Origin of the sequence: Thioclava sp. SK-1 (assembly GCF_001705665.1) — a bacterium.
Taxonomy (GTDB): domain Bacteria; phylum Pseudomonadota; class Alphaproteobacteria; order Rhodobacterales; family Rhodobacteraceae; genus Thioclava.
The window spans coordinates 25,612-39,265 of the sequence record NZ_MDHA01000086.1 but is presented as its reverse complement, the minus strand read 5'-3'; the positions used below and the strand labels follow the sequence as shown (position 1 = coordinate 39,265).

At 54.5% G+C, this 13,654-nt stretch carries 14 protein-coding genes and 1 pseudogene; 9 read left to right on the top strand and 6 right to left on the bottom strand.

Translation table 11 applies throughout. The features are described 5' to 3' along the window. On the bottom strand, positions 1-210 hold a 210-nt coding region (locus tag BFP70_RS18985), incomplete at its 3' end, for a transposase (RefSeq protein ID WP_141693277.1). Between the two features lie 52 nt (positions 211-262). Here BFP70_RS18985 and BFP70_RS18980 point away from each other — a divergent pair. Next, positions 263-928: pseudogene (locus BFP70_RS18980) on the top strand (transposase); the annotation flags it as partial. A gap of 166 nt (positions 929-1,094) precedes the next feature. Here the strand turns inward: BFP70_RS18980 and radC are convergent. Beyond that, positions 1,095-1,832, bottom strand: coding sequence for a DNA repair protein RadC (radC, locus tag BFP70_RS18975; protein WP_369820226.1), 738 nt, complete (start codon positions 1,830-1,832; stop codon positions 1,095-1,097). A gap of 160 nt (positions 1,833-1,992) precedes the next feature. Then, positions 1,993-3,591, bottom strand: a complete 1,599-nt coding sequence (locus tag BFP70_RS18970; protein WP_066013506.1) for a phosphoenolpyruvate carboxykinase — start codon at positions 3,589-3,591, stop codon at positions 1,993-1,995. A gap of 348 nt (positions 3,592-3,939) precedes the next feature. On the opposite strand from BFP70_RS18970, the gene BFP70_RS18965 reads away from it, so the two are divergent. The 7 genes from BFP70_RS18965 to BFP70_RS18935 are packed head-to-tail and all read left to right on the top strand — an operon-like array spanning position 3,940 to position 9,315. Next, positions 3,940-4,644, top strand: a complete 705-nt coding sequence (locus BFP70_RS18965) for a response regulator transcription factor (protein ID WP_066013504.1) — start codon at positions 3,940-3,942, stop codon at positions 4,642-4,644. Further along, positions 4,641-6,386, top strand: coding sequence for a sensor histidine kinase (locus BFP70_RS18960; protein ID WP_066013502.1), 1,746 nt, complete (start codon positions 4,641-4,643; stop codon positions 6,384-6,386). The genes BFP70_RS18965 and BFP70_RS18960 overlap by 4 nt, the downstream gene beginning before the upstream one ends. A gap of 3 nt (positions 6,387-6,389) precedes the next feature. After that, a complete protein-coding gene (locus BFP70_RS18955; protein ID WP_066013500.1) occupies positions 6,390-6,818 on the top strand; it encodes an HPr kinase/phosphorylase in 429 nt (142 codons plus the stop codon). Positions 6,819-6,826: 8 nt separating this feature from the next. Continuing rightward, on the top strand, positions 6,827-7,741 hold the full coding sequence (rapZ, locus tag BFP70_RS18950; protein WP_066013515.1) for an RNase adapter RapZ: 915 nt from the start codon (positions 6,827-6,829) through the stop codon (positions 7,739-7,741). Continuing rightward, the gene (locus BFP70_RS18945) at positions 7,738-8,163 is read left to right on the top strand and encodes a PTS sugar transporter subunit IIA (RefSeq protein ID WP_066013496.1); all 426 of its coding nucleotides are present in this window, start codon (positions 7,738-7,740) and stop codon (positions 8,161-8,163) included. The genes rapZ and BFP70_RS18945 overlap by 4 nt, the downstream gene beginning before the upstream one ends. Further along, the gene (locus BFP70_RS18940) at positions 8,144-8,413 is read left to right on the top strand and encodes an HPr family phosphocarrier protein (RefSeq protein ID WP_066013494.1); all 270 of its coding nucleotides are present in this window, start codon (positions 8,144-8,146) and stop codon (positions 8,411-8,413) included. The genes BFP70_RS18945 and BFP70_RS18940 overlap by 20 nt, the downstream gene beginning before the upstream one ends. 5 nt (positions 8,414-8,418) lie before the next feature. Then, positions 8,419-9,315 carry a lysophospholipid acyltransferase family protein gene (locus BFP70_RS18935; RefSeq protein WP_369820225.1) on the top strand — a complete coding sequence of 299 codons (897 nt, stop codon included), beginning with the start codon at positions 8,419-8,421 and terminating at the stop codon, positions 9,313-9,315. Positions 9,316-9,364: 49 nt separating this feature from the next. Here BFP70_RS18935 and BFP70_RS18930 read toward each other — a convergent pair whose 3' ends face one another. After that, positions 9,365-10,240 (bottom strand): 3-hydroxybutyryl-CoA dehydrogenase, encoded by an 876-nt coding sequence (locus tag BFP70_RS18930; RefSeq protein WP_066013491.1) that lies wholly within the window; start codon positions 10,238-10,240, stop codon positions 9,365-9,367. Between the two features lie 151 nt (positions 10,241-10,391). Between BFP70_RS18930 and BFP70_RS18925 the strand changes: the two genes are divergently transcribed. Next, on the top strand, positions 10,392-11,213 hold the full coding sequence (locus BFP70_RS18925; RefSeq protein ID WP_066013489.1) for a DUF6473 family protein: 822 nt from the start codon (positions 10,392-10,394) through the stop codon (positions 11,211-11,213). A 320-nt stretch (positions 11,214-11,533) separates the two neighbouring features. Here BFP70_RS18925 and BFP70_RS18920 read toward each other — a convergent pair whose 3' ends face one another. Together BFP70_RS18920 and BFP70_RS18915 are read right to left on the bottom strand one after the other, a co-directional pair. Next, positions 11,534-12,325 carry an amino acid ABC transporter ATP-binding protein gene (locus BFP70_RS18920; RefSeq protein ID WP_066013486.1) on the bottom strand — a complete coding sequence of 264 codons (792 nt, stop codon included), beginning with the start codon at positions 12,323-12,325 and terminating at the stop codon, positions 11,534-11,536. A 12-nt stretch (positions 12,326-12,337) separates the two neighbouring features. Then, positions 12,338-13,654 carry an amino acid ABC transporter permease gene (locus tag BFP70_RS18915; RefSeq protein WP_066013484.1) on the bottom strand — a complete coding sequence of 439 codons (1,317 nt, stop codon included), beginning with the start codon at positions 13,652-13,654 and terminating at the stop codon, positions 12,338-12,340.

Here is a 13,654-nt window from a genome sequence, read left to right as displayed (position 1 = left end):
CTCGGTCGTCACGCCATCCCGCATGCCGCTGTCCTTCTCGGCCTGCTTGACCCATCCGCTCAGTGTCTGGGGAATACAGCCGATCTTGGGTGCAATGGCCGCTATCGCGCCCGCTTGCGTTTCATATGAACCTTGATGTTCAAACACCATCCGGACCACCCGCGCGCGAACTTCTGGCGAGTAGCGATTTGCCATTTTGCTTTTTATCATAACCATCATCCTTACTTAAGTTGATGGTCTCCGACAAACTCGGGACGATTCATATCGCATCCTCAAGTCCTACGACCTGATCACCAGCCCGGCCTATGTGGTGGTGTCTACGGCCGACGAGTTCCGGGACAAGACCACGCGGCCAAACCAGCTCTGGCAGACCGATTTTACTTATCTCAAGGTCATCGGCTGGGGCTGGTTCTATCTTTCGACGATCCTGGATGCTCACAGCCGTTACATCATCAGTTGGAAGCTCTGCACCACGATGAAGACGGGCGATGTGACCGACACGCTGGACCTGGCGCTGCAGGCTTCAGGCTGTGATCAGGCAGCCGTCGTTCACAAACCGCGGCTCCTCAGCGACAACGGAGCCAGTTACATCTCGGGTGAACTGGCTGAGTGGCTGGAAGATCAAAAAATGGAGCATGTTCGCGGTGCCCCATATCACCCGCAAACCCAAGGTAAGATCGAGCGGTGGCACCAGACCCTGAAAAACCGGATCCTGCTGGAGACCTATTACCTGCCCGGCGATCTCAGCAGCCAAATTGACGCCTTCGTCGAGCATTATAACCACCGGCGCTATCATGAGAGCCTGCATAACCTAACGCCCGCCGATGTTTACTTCGGGCGCGGACAAGACATTCTAAAACAACGAGAGAGGATCAAACGAAAAACCATCGAAACGCGACGCTTGCTTCACCGCAATTCCGCCGCATAATTAAATCAACCGGATGAGACAGACCCTCTCTTAGTTCAGGCGACTAACTGCCCCAAATTATCTGACGACGGACAATTCTTCCGTTTTCCAGCCAGGTTATTCGTTCTTATCGTCGTTGACGACAAGCTTAGCAGACTGTCCCGATCTTGGGGGGCACTTCAGACATCTACAGATAGCCCTGCGCACGAAAGCTTAGCTCCCGGCTTTTGCCGATGATCAGATGGTCATGCAGCGTCAGACCCATTACGCCTGATGCTGTCGCGATTTGCTCTGTCATGGTGATGTCTGACTCTGATGGGGTTGGGTCACCCGAAGGATGATTATGCACCAAAATCAATGCCGATGCGTTCAGCTCTAATGCGCGTTTTACGACCTCTCGCGGATAAACGGGGACATGATCTACCGTGCCTCTAGATTGCTCCTCATCCGCGATCAAAATATTCTTCCGGTCCAGATAAAGCACACGGAACTGTTCTGTTTCGCGATGTGCCATCGCCGTATGGCAGTAATCCAACAGTGCATCCCATGAGCTGAGAACAGCGCGGTGCAGCACTTTGGAACGCGCCAGACGATGCGACGCAGCCTCAACTATTTTTAATTCGACGATAATCGCATGTCCGACTCCTTCCACCTCAGCCAACCGCTGTGGGGGCGCCGAAATAACGCGGCCAAAATCCCCAAATGTGGTGATCAACCGATGTGCCAGCGGCTTGACATCCCGGCGCGGGATGGCCCGGAAGAGCACGAGTTCCAGAAGCTCATAATCGGGCACCGGCTCTGCCCCACCAGCCATGAACCGATCACGCAACCGCTTCCGGTGGCTTGAAATATAAGAGGGCAAACGCCCATTGGGCATTGCGGCCTTGGCCAGGCTGGCCTCATCGGGGTCTCCGAATAAGGGCATAGGCGAGTCGTTAAAGGCGTTTGGACCATGTGTCATGCTTAACCATCGCCACAGCTTGCTAAACAATTGGTTAATTTACCTGGCCCAACCGGTAGAAATGGCACTGGCCGCGCCCCATTACGGAACGCGGCCAGTAACATGTTACAACGTCAGACGCAGATCAGCCGATTGCGACGGCTTTCACTTCATCATCGATATAAGGCACATATTGCGCGAAATTATCGGAGAACATCTCCACCAGCTTTGCTGCTTGCGCATCATAGGCGGCCGGATCGGCCCAGGTGGCGCGTGGATCCAACAACATGGCATCCACACCCGGCGCTGTCACGGGCACTTCAAAACCAAAGTTTGGATCTTTGCGGAATTCCACCTTGTCCAACTCACCTTTCAGTGCGGCATCCAATAGCGCCCGCGTAGCCTTAATCGGCATCCGCTTACCCGTTCCAAACGCACCACCGGACCAGCCTGTATTTACCAGCCAGCAGTTGGACCCATAGGTTGCAATCTTATCTGCCAACAGCTTGCCATATTCCTCAGGACGGCGGGGCATGAACGGTGCACCAAAACATGTCGAGAATGTCGGGATCGGTTCAACCACACCCATTTCCGTGCCTGGCGTTTTGGACGTAAAGCCCGACAGGAAATGATACATTGCTTGTGCCGGCGTCAAACGCGCGATGGGAGGCAACACACCAAAAGCATCGCAGGTCAGCATGATGACATTCTTCGGATGGCCACCCAGCGCCGTATCCGATGCGTTGGAAATATAGTGCAGCGGGTAGGCGCAGCGCATGTTATCCGTGATCGAATTGTCTTCAAAATCCAATTCAAGCGTATTGGGATCATAGACCATATTTTCGACAACCGTGCCGAACATGGAGCAGGTGTTGTAAATTTCCGGCTCGGCCTCTTGTGACAGGTTGATCGTTTTGGCGTAGCAGCCACCTTCAAAATTAAAGATACCATTGTCGGACCAGCCATGTTCGTCATCCCCGATCAGCGTGCGGTCTTCGCATGCCGACAAGGTGGTTTTGCCAGTGCCCGACAAGCCAAAGAAAATGGCGGAATCATCTGGGTTGCCAATCGCGTGGTTTGCAGAGCAATGCATTGGCATGATGCCTTTGCCTGGCAACAGGTAGTTCATCAACGTGAACACACCTTTTTTGTTTTCGCCGGCGTATTGCGTGTTGCCAACAAGGATCAGCTTCTTTTCAAAGTTCAGCGCGATCACTGTTTCACTGCGGCAACCATGGCGCTCTGGATCTGCTTTGAAACTGGGGCAGTTCACGATGGTGAACTCGGCTTCAAAATTGTCCAATTCGGCACGCTCTGGGCGGCGCAGCATCGTGCGGATGAACAGGTTGTGCCATGCTAATTCTGACACAACGCGCACATCGATGGCAGAGGCAGGATCTGCCCCACCGACCAAATCCTGCACGAAATAATCTTTGCCCTTCATGTGAGCCAGCATATCCGCGTAAAGCACATCGAATTTTGCCGGATCCATCGGGGCGTTGTTTTCCCACCAGATGCTGTCTTCGACATCTGCGGTACGCACAACAAATTTGTCTTTGGGCGAACGCCCGGTATGAACGCCGGTCGAGCAATAGAATGCACCACCCTTACCGAGGGTACCTTCATTACGCTTGATCGCTTCTTGGATCAGGGCGGGTTCGATGAGGTTGTAATAGACATTTCCCAGACCGGTGATGCCTTGATCTTCTAGGCTATGCGCTGGGTTAACGTGTCCGATGATCATCTATTTGCTCCCGAATGCCGTCGCGCGGCTGTTCCATGGGTCAGTTGCAATACCGCCTCGCTACAGGCCGCATTGATCCGGCGGGCCGTGCCGGATGCCTCCCTATAACATGTGCAAAAATTGTGGGAACAGCACCTCTTGCATTCGTTAGCGCAAACATCCAAGGTTTAGCGCAACCAATATGAAGCGGCGCCAAAGAAGTGAGACAAATTAGTCAAACCTTTGGCATTTCGGCGCCAGTCTAGGCATCAAGGATGACTGATTCGCATAACGATGTTGATTCTGTCCTCGGGAACGTCGAGTATGGTCGCAATAAAAAACAATTGGGCAGTTAGAGGGTGAAAGCTCATGTCGAGGATCGCTCTGGTCGATGATGACCGTAATATTCTTACATCCGTTTCCATGACGCTTGAGGCAGAGGGCTTCGAGGTCGAAACTTATAATGACGGCCAGGCGGCGCTTGATGCGTTTAATAAGCGCCTGCCGGATATGGCTGTGCTGGATATCAAGATGCCCCGGATGGATGGTATGGATCTGTTGCAGCGTTTGCGGCAAAAAACATCTATGCCGGTGATTTTCCTAACCTCAAAAGATGATGAGATTGATGAGGTTCTGGGCCTGCGTATGGGCGCAGATGACTATGTGAAAAAACCGTTCAGCCAACGCTTGCTGGTCGAACGTATCCGCTCGCTTTTGCGGCGCCAAGAGGTACTGTCAGGATCCAGCGAAGTGGTGGTGACCGAAGAGAACAAGGTCATTACCCGTGGTGCCCTAACAATGGACCCGCTGCGCCATTCGGTTTCGTGGAAAGGCCGCGAAGTCACGCTGACAGTGACAGAGTTCTTGCTGCTGCAGGCTTTGGCGCAGCGACCAGGCTTTGTGAAGTCCCGCGATCAGCTGATGGATGTCGCCTATGATGATCAGGTCTATGTTGATGACAGAACCATCGACAGCCACATCAAACGGCTTCGGAAAAAAATGCGTACAGCTGATGACGATTTTTCGGCCATCGAAACACTTTATGGCATCGGCTACCGTTATAACGAAGAATGAGCATCGCGGGACTCATAGGATTTGGCCGGACCCGGCGGGCGCCCAAGAAGGCGCCTGCCCGGGATGCGGATATCGTTCTCGGAGAGGACTGGGTTGCCCCAAGCGGGGCAGATGATGCGTTTATGTTGAAGCGCCGCAAGAAACGCACGTTGATCTCATTGAACCGTTCACCGCTGGCGCGGAAAATCATCACATTCAACCTGCTTGCGATGGTGGTGATGGTGTCGGGCGTTTTGTATTTAAACCCGTTCCGCGACAGCCTTGTCTTTCAGCGTGAAAGCGCGATCGTGTCCGAAGCAGAGCTGGTGGCAGATGTCTTTGAGGCCCGTTTGCCCAAATCCGCGCCGGTGAATTTCGCCGCAGGTGACGGGATTGACCTAGTCGACACGATGCAAGGCATCGAACTGCCCGAAGGCAGCTCGTTATATGTCTTCGATGTCGCAGGCCAGATGATCCTATCCTCTGAGCAGGTTCTGACCTCTGAACGTGGTGCGGTTGAAGGGCTGCACAATGACACGCGATCGACGTTGATCACCGATTTCTTGAATTTTGTCTGGGAAGGCGTGTCTGCCCTAACCCGTGCGCGCGGCGAAGAGCGTGTTGATAGCAACGCCGATATTGCACAGCGGCTGGCCAGCAGTCTGCAACCCGGCCTGACCCAGATGGACACCCGGCGCAACACCCAAGGTGCCACGATTTTCTCCGTGGCGACAGGCGTTTATCAAAATGGTGCTTTGGTTGGGTCCATTGCGCTGACCTCGGCAGCGGGGGAAATTGATCAGCTTGTCCGGGTGGAGCGAGAGCAGGTTTTGCAGATGTTCGTCATTGCGATCATCGTCTCAATCGGCCTGTCGCTTGTCTTGGCCTCGACAATCGCGAACCCGCTATCAGATCTTGCGACGGCTGCCGAAATTGGCCGCGATAAAAACACGCGCAACATGTCCCCTGCCCGGGTTCGTATCCCTGACCTGACGGCGCGCCCTGATGAAATCGGGCGCTTGTCCGGTGCATTGCGTGGCATGGTCGCGGCATTATATGACCGCATCGACGCGAATGAACAGTTTGCCGCTGATGTCAGTCATGAGATCAAGAACCCGCTCGCCAGCCTGCGCTCTGCTGTAGCGTCTTTGCGTATGGTCAAAAAGGAAGAACATCGCACCAAGCTGCTTGATGTGATCGAACATGACGTTCGCCGCCTTGATCGACTGGTCTCGGACATTTCCAACGCATCGCGGTTGGATTCCGAGCTGGTGAAAGAAGATGAAGAGACCTTCAGCCTGCTGAAAATGGTCGGTAATTTGACCGATTATCTTGGCCAGCAAGCAAATGAAAAAGGTGTCGAATTCATTACGGACCTTCCGGCTGATCCCATTTATATCAATGGGTTAGAGGGTAGACTGGCGCAGGTTTTTGTAAATCTGATTACCAATGCCATCTCATTTTGTGAGGATGGCGACGCTGTGCGTGTTTGGGCGCGTCAACGCGACAATCGTGTTCTGATCGTTGTTGAAGACACTGGACCGGGGATCCCGGAAGAAGCGCTTAACAAAGTGTTTAAGCGGTTCTATTCCGAACGGCCAGAGGGTCAGTTTGGTGATCACTCTGGACTTGGGCTGGCGATTTCCAAGCAAATCGTCGAAGCGCATGGCGGCGTTATCTGGGCGGAAAATATCCGTCCGACAGATGTCGATGTCACGTCAGAACCTCTGGGTGCGCGCTTCGTTGTGGGTCTTCCGGTGTAGGACATGTCACCGCATATAACGAACATTCATGCCTCATGCGTCGCGCTGGATCCCCAGCGCGGCGTCTTAATTCGTGGGGCAGCCGGATCGGGAAAATCCTCTTTGGCGCTTGGGCTTATGGCATTTGGTGCGCATCTTGTCGCGGATGACCGGGTCGACCTGCAGGCGCAGGCCGGCGCATTGATCGCCAGCGCCCCTGCCCCGCTTAGACATCAGATCGAAGCGCGCCAGGTGGGCATCCTCCATGCGGATGCTCTAGAGCATGCCCGAGTGTCATTTATCGTCGATTTGGACCATGAAGAAACCGAGCGATTGCCGCCACACCGCGAAGAGATGCTGTTAGACGTCACACTGCCCCTTGTGCTGCGCGTGCAACATGATCATCTTGTATCGGCGGTATTACAATATCTGAAGATGGGGAGAGTCGCGTGAGCGATGAAATGACCCGGACGGACCGAGCAATTCCTCAGCGCGTGGTGCTGGTCACCGGTCCCTCTGGGGCTGGGCGCTCCACTGTGATCGCAACGCTAGAGGATCTGGGCTACGAAACCATCGACAACCTGCCGCTGTCGATGGTGCCGCGCGTAATAGATGGGCCGTTGCTACAACCGCTTGCTTTAGGCGTTGATGTGCGTAACCGCGATTTTTCTGCGACACGGTTGATTGAGTTGATCGACAGTTTAACGCGCCATCCTGATGTGCAGCTTGAGGTGCTATATATGGACGCGCGCGCCGATGTTTTGCAGCGCCGCTACTCTGAAACTCGCCGCAGGCACCCCCTCTCGCCGGATGATGCACCGATGGAAGGCATCACACAGGAAATGGACATTTTGGCGCCCATTCGTGCGCGGGCGGATATCCTTATCGACAGTTCAGATATGACCGTTCACGACTGCCGCGCGGAAATATCGCGATTGTTTGATCACGGTGACGACTCGCATATGTCCGTTTCCGTGCATAGCTTCAGTTATAAGCGCGGGGTCCCGCGGGGGCTGGATGTTATGTTCGATTGTCGGTTTTTGACCAATCCGCACTGGGTGCCCGAGTTGCGCCCGATGGATGGCCGCCAGCCAGAGGTCGCAGCACATATCCAAAGTGACCCCCGTTATGATGAATTTCATGAAAGGGTCTTAGGCTTAATCAAGTTCCTGCTGCCGGCCCATGTTCAAGAGGGCAAGACCCATCTGGCAATTGGGTTCGGCTGCACGGGGGGGAAACATCGATCGGTTGCCCTTACGGAATCGATAATTAACGCACTTGCAGAGGCGGGTTGGCACGTGTCTAAACGACACAGAGAATTGGAACGGGTCGGCCGTGATGGTGGCCCATTGGCGAAGACGGGAAGCGGCGCGTGATCGGGATCGTGATCGTGGCACATGGCGGGTTGGCGCGCGAATATCTGGCGGCTGTCGAACATGTTGTAGGGCCACAAAACGGGATTGAAGCGATTACAATTGACGTAGGTCACGACCGTCAAGCCAAGCAGGCCGAAATCCGCGAAGCCGCGGATGCGGTAGACACCGGCGATGGTGTTGTGGTGGTGACGGATATGTTTGGTGCGTCGCCGTCAAACCTAAGCCTGATGGCATGCGAACATTGCGAGCGTGAGATCATCTATGGCGCAAACCTTCCGTTGTTGATCAAACTGGCCAAATCCCGCTCTCTGACGGTTCACGCAGCCGTTGAGGCCGCACTTGATGCCGGGCGCAAATACATCAATAGTTACTCCGCTTATGGATGTGGCGGAGGCGGGATGAATGGCGCAAAAACGCATTGAGATCATGAATGAAAAGGGGCTGCATGCGCGCGCCTCTGCAAAATTCGTGGAAATGGTCGAAAAATTCGATGCCAAAGCCGAAGTCGAGAAAGACGGTATGCAGGTGTCGGGCGACTCGATCATGGGTCTTTTAATGCTCGCCGCTTCACGTGGAACAACCATTGACGTGACAACCACCGGGTCGCAGGCTGATGGCCTGATGGATGCGCTGTCAGAGCTAATCGCTGACAAATTCGGTGAAGGCATTTAGCCATCATGAAAGGTGAGGGCCCGGACGTGAACCAGATGCAAGATTTCCGCGATCTGACACCGCCAGAGCTACAGACCACGCAAAAGCCGTATGACAAGCGGCGCTTGTCCTATGCGACGACATTCACCAACCCGTTCAAGGCGAATACGATCCGCACGGTCGAATGGATCACCGCAAAGATCCCGCTGCTGCGTCTGATCCGCCGGTTCGAATCGCAGGGCACTCCGTTTGGCCGTGAATTTTGGCCCCAGGCATTGCGGGTCATGGGGATTGACGTGCAGACCCCCGCCGAACAGATCGCACGCATTCCCAAGACAGGTCCGTTGATCGTTGTCGCCAACCACCCGCATGGGTTGGTGGATGGGATGGTGCTGGCTTATCTGATCGGTAAGGTGCGCGACGATTATCGGATTTTGACCCGGTCCTTGCTGACCGGCGTCCCTGAAATTGAGAAATATATGTTGCCCGTCCCCTTCCCGCATGAAGAAAATGCGCGTGAAGACAGCTTGAAAATGCGCGCCGATGCAATGGCGGTGCTAAAGCAAGGCGGCTGTATCGTGCTGTTCCCCGCTGGTGCTGTTGCGCATTCCCACAGCTGGTTTGGACCGGTCATCGAAGACGAATGGAACCCCTTCACCGCAAAGATGGTCAGCCGATCAGGTGCGCAGGTGCTGCCGGTGCATTTTCGCTCTCACAACACCCGCCTTTACCAGATTGTAAGCCAATTTTCTGCGACGCTGCGGCAATCGTTGCTACTGTATGAAATCCGCAAGGCGCTGAACAAACCGCAAAAACCTGTCATCGGCCATGCCAAACATCCCGATGAAATGCGTGAGGCACTGAAAAACCCGCGCCAATGGCTGGCGGATCTGCGCGAAGAAACACTGTCATTAAAGGATTAAGCACCGGCCGGCGCAATGATATCAGCGCCGACCGGGGCCTTTTTTGGCCTCAGCGCGTCGGCACAGGCGTGTCGCCGCGATAATCATAGAAACCACGGCCGGTTTTACGCCCCAGCCAACCGGCTTCGACATATTTGGTCAGCAATGGGCAGGGACGATACTTGGTATCCGCCAGCCCGTCATGAAGCACGTTCATAATCGCCAGACATGTGTCCAAACCGATGAAATCCGCCAGTTCTAATGGCCCCATAGGATGGGCCGCGCCCAGCTTCATCGAATGATCGATCGAGGTTACATTTCCAACCCCTTCATACAGCGCATAGACCGCTTCATTGATCATTGGGATCAAAATACGGTTCACGATAAATGCTGGAAAATCCTCTGCGCTTGCGGAAGTTTTTCCCAGCTTTTCAACAACATCAATCAGCGCCTTGAAGGTTTCATCCGACGTTGCGATGCCGCGAATAAGCTCCACGAGCTGCATCACAGGGACCGGGTTCATAAAATGCACACCCATGAACTTCTCGGGGCGATCCGTGCGTGACGCCAACCGCGTGATCGAGATCGACGACGTGTTGGACGCCAAAATCGTGTTCGGTTTAAGATGCGGGACCAAATCTTCAAAAATTGCAGATTTCACCGTTTCACGTTCTGTCGCGGCTTCGATGATCAGGTCCGTCTGGCCCAGATCTGTCAAGGTCAGCGTGGTGGTGATACGCGCTATGGCTGTATCGCGCGCCTCGGCAGAAATTTTACCGCGTGACACTTGGCGATCCAGATTGCCACGTATGGTAACCAGCGCCTTATCCAGCCCATCTTGAGAGATATCGTTCAAGACCACGTCAAAGCCCCCAAGGGCAAAGACATGGGCAATGCCGTTCCCCATCTGGCCTGCGCCGACGATTCCGACAGTTTCGATAGCCATGGCTTTCTCCTCATGCTGCGCTTGCACGATAGTGTACGGAGTACCCGGCTCACAAGGATTAAAGAATTCGATCGCATTTTAGCTTTAGGTTTTTGGCAAGAAAATTGTCGGCAAGGTGAAGTTGGGTGAGTCGAAAATTTAGGTGGGATAAATGGCCTTCGAATATGCGGGTGAAGGAGCCCTTGATTATTTTCCATGCCGTTATGGCAAGTCGAAACTGTTGTTTCGTGGACCACGGCGGCGACTGGATGTGCCTTATGTGGCCGCGATTGGTGGATCGGAAACATATGGAAAGTTCGTGGCGCAGCCGTGGCCAGAGCTTTTGGAAATGCATCTTGGCATGCAGACCGTCAATTTCGGATATCTGAATGCGGGTGTCGATGTTTTCTTGCATGAACCCCAAATCGCAGAGGCGACAAAAACGGCTGAATTGACTGTGATCCAGCTGATGGGCGCGGCGAATATGTCGAACCGCTTCTATGCAGTGCATCCGCGCCGCAATGATCGCTTTCTACGCGCATCGAATTTGATGCGGGCCGTGTTCAACGACGTGGACTTCACAGAGTTCAATTTCACGCGCCATATGCTTAGCGCGTTGCGCGCAAAGGCGCCGGATCGCTATGCCTCATTGGTGCAGGAATTGCAATTGGCATGGGTCGCACGGATGCATCAGCTGCTTGAAAAAACACCGGGCCGCAAAGTGCTGCTCTGGCTCAACGATTATCACCCAGACTCCGCTTCGGATCCTTTGGGTGCCGAGCCGCTGCTGATCACCGAAGAAATGGTCGCAGAGATACGTTCAAAGGCGGATGATTTGGTGCGTGTGACGCCCTCCCCCGCCGCATGTGGCTCTGGCACGCAAGGGATGCATTTTGCACCGCTGGAAGAGCCCGCCGCGGCGACCATGCCCGGCCCGAAGGTTCATGAGGAAATCGCAGCGGCATTGGGGCCGGTTATCTCAAGAATGTTATAAGCATCGCCCCGACGAAGATACGGCAGGGCAGATCATTTCCTTCGAAGAACGGGCTCGCTAATTCCTGGCGAGCCCGTTGCCGTGTCAGGGTTTACCCCACCGCTGAAATGCCGCTCCTTACGGCGCAGAGCGCCCCTGATGCCCGGGGGATGGGCCCTGGAAACGCGAAGCCCAGGTCGCCGTTCACGCTCTGTTCCAGGGCGCGTGCAGAGTGGCCCCATGTAAAAATGCGCCCCCGGCAGGACCGAGGGCGCGATTGTATCTTTCACGTCATTGGCAAAGGGTCGGTGCACCCGCTTAAAGGCGCCCAACCACAGTGATTAGTGGCCAAGGATCTGGCTTAGGAACAGCTTGGTGCGCTCCGATTGCGGGTTATGGAAGAAATCATGTGGATTGTTCTGCTCCACAATCTGCCCTTGGTCCATGAAGATCACACGGTTCGCCACAGCCTGGGCGAAGCCCATTTCATGCGTCACGCACAGCATCGTCATGCCTTCTTCGGCCAGCTCGATCATCGTGTCCAAAACTTCTTTGATCATCTCTGGGTCCAGCGCCGATGTCGGCTCATCGAACAGCATGATCCGTGGCTTCATGCACAACGAACGGGCAATTGCCACACGCTGCTGCTGCCCCCCCGACAACATGCCCGGATATTTATGGGCCTGATCCGGGATCTTGACCTTTTCAAGGAAATGCATCGCGGTTTCTTCGGCCTCTTTCTTCGGGATCTTACGAACCCAAATCGGGGCCAAAGTGCAGTTTTCCAAGATCGTCAAATGCGGGAACAGATTAAAGTGCTGAAACACCATCCCCACTTCTGAACGGACCTTGTCGATATTTTTCAAATCCGAAGTCAGCTCGGTTCCGTCAACAACGATCTTACCGGCCTGATGCTCTTCCAGACGGTTGATGCAACGGATCATCGTCGACTTACCCGAGCCTGACGGCCCGGCGATAACGATCCGCTCACCACGATTAACGGTCAGGTTGATGTCACGAAGAACGTGAAACTGCCCATACCATTTGTTCATATTCTCAATTCGGATCGCTTCTTCATCCGAAACTTGAAGCGACGCACGATTGGCGGTGTCGAGGTTCATTTCTGCGGCCATGTGTCTGGCTCCTTAGCGGTGGTCGCGCTTGAGCTTACGCTCAAGATACATCGAATAGCGCGACATAGCGAAGTTGATGACGAAGAAGACCGCGCCGACGAACACGAAGTGCTCCCAATAGGTGCCCTTCCATTCAAAGGCGGCGCGGATCGAGTCCGGAATGGATTTCAGCGGGTCATAAAGCCCCACAAAGGTCACAAGCGTGGTGTCTTTGAACATGCCGATAAAAGTCGACACGATCCCCGGGATTGAGATTTTCAATGCCTGCGGCAAGATGATCAGGCGTTGTGCCCGCCAGTAATCCAGCCCCAGCGCATCTGCGGCCTCGTATTGACCACGCGGCAACGCTGCCAGACCCCCACGGATCACCTCCGCGATATAGGCGGCAGAGAACATGGTGACCAGGATCATCACGCGCAAGATGATGTCGAAATTCGTCCCCGGTGGCAGGAAGTAGTTCAGCAGCAATGACGCCACGAACAACAGCGTAATCAGCGGAACACCCCGGATAAATTCGATGAACATGACAGAGAAGGTCTTGATCAAGAACATATCCGACTGACGCCCCAGCGCCAGAACGATGCCCAATGGCAAGGACATGACAATCCCGCCCAAACCGATAACGATGGCCAGCAAAAAGCCACCAAATTCGCGTGACGGCACGGCTTCGATACCGATCGGAAGCACGCTGGTCAGCACGTTATCAATCGGGCCAACAGCATAGATCCAGAACAGCACGGGCACAAGAATCCCGGCCGCCACGGCCAAAGCCATATTCTTTGTCTCCAACATGCGGATCACGACAAAGCCAATGACAAAACCAACAGCGATCATCAGCACCGGCCATATGGACCCACCCCACAGCAGCCACAGCGCCAGAAGCGGATAGGCCACTGTGAACCACAGCATTTTGCGCGGCAAACTGGTGTATAGCACAGGCGCCGCTGCAACAAACATCAACACAAAGGTCAGGATCGGACGCCAATACAGTTCACGCGGATAGAAGCCGAACAGATATTGGTTCCAACGCGCCTTAATCACCGCCCAGCATGCGCCGGTTGCGCCTTCGCCATAGGTCTCTGTGATGATTTGGCGGCATTCTGCCACGCTGCTTGCATTCCACACGCCATGGGCGAACCAAGGGTAGAAATGCGTGAACAACACATAGATAATGGCCACACCAATCGCCGTCAGGATGGCGTTGGTCCAGCTTGAGAACATATTCTCACGCAGCCATTTCACCGCGCCCGATTGAGCATTCGGCGGTTCGGACTGCGGCAGCATCGTGTCCCTGACGTAAGGGACGGTTTCGGCATGCATATCGCTCAT

What these genes read in the sequence shown, in the direction of transcription:
- radC (WP_369820226.1), bottom strand. Translation starts at nt 1,832, where the DNA reads ATGCCCTTATTCGGAGACCCCGATGAGGCCAGCCTGGCCAAGGCCGCA.
- BFP70_RS18970 (WP_066013506.1), bottom strand. Translation starts at nt 3,591, where the DNA reads ATGATCATCGGACACGTTAACCCAGCGCATAGCCTAGAAGATCAAGGC.
- BFP70_RS18965 (WP_066013504.1), top strand. Translation starts at nt 3,940, where the DNA reads ATGTCGAGGATCGCTCTGGTCGATGATGACCGTAATATTCTTACATCC.
- BFP70_RS18960 (WP_066013502.1), top strand. Translation starts at nt 4,641, where the DNA reads ATGAGCATCGCGGGACTCATAGGATTTGGCCGGACCCGGCGGGCGCCC.
- BFP70_RS18955 (WP_066013500.1), top strand. Translation starts at nt 6,390, where the DNA reads ATGTCACCGCATATAACGAACATTCATGCCTCATGCGTCGCGCTGGAT.
- rapZ (WP_066013515.1), top strand. Translation starts at nt 6,827, where the DNA reads ATGACCCGGACGGACCGAGCAATTCCTCAGCGCGTGGTGCTGGTCACC.
- BFP70_RS18940 (WP_066013494.1), top strand. Translation starts at nt 8,144, where the DNA reads ATGGCGCAAAAACGCATTGAGATCATGAATGAAAAGGGGCTGCATGCG.
- BFP70_RS18935 (WP_369820225.1), top strand. Translation starts at nt 8,419, where the DNA reads ATGAAAGGTGAGGGCCCGGACGTGAACCAGATGCAAGATTTCCGCGAT.
- BFP70_RS18930 (WP_066013491.1), bottom strand. Translation starts at nt 10,240, where the DNA reads ATGGCTATCGAAACTGTCGGAATCGTCGGCGCAGGCCAGATGGGGAAC.
- BFP70_RS18925 (WP_066013489.1), top strand. Translation starts at nt 10,392, where the DNA reads ATGGCCTTCGAATATGCGGGTGAAGGAGCCCTTGATTATTTTCCATGC.
- BFP70_RS18920 (WP_066013486.1), bottom strand. Translation starts at nt 12,325, where the DNA reads ATGGCCGCAGAAATGAACCTCGACACCGCCAATCGTGCGTCGCTTCAA.
- BFP70_RS18915 (WP_066013484.1), bottom strand. Translation starts at nt 13,654, where the DNA reads ATGAGCGATATGCATGCCGAAACCGTCCCTTACGTCAGGGACACGATG.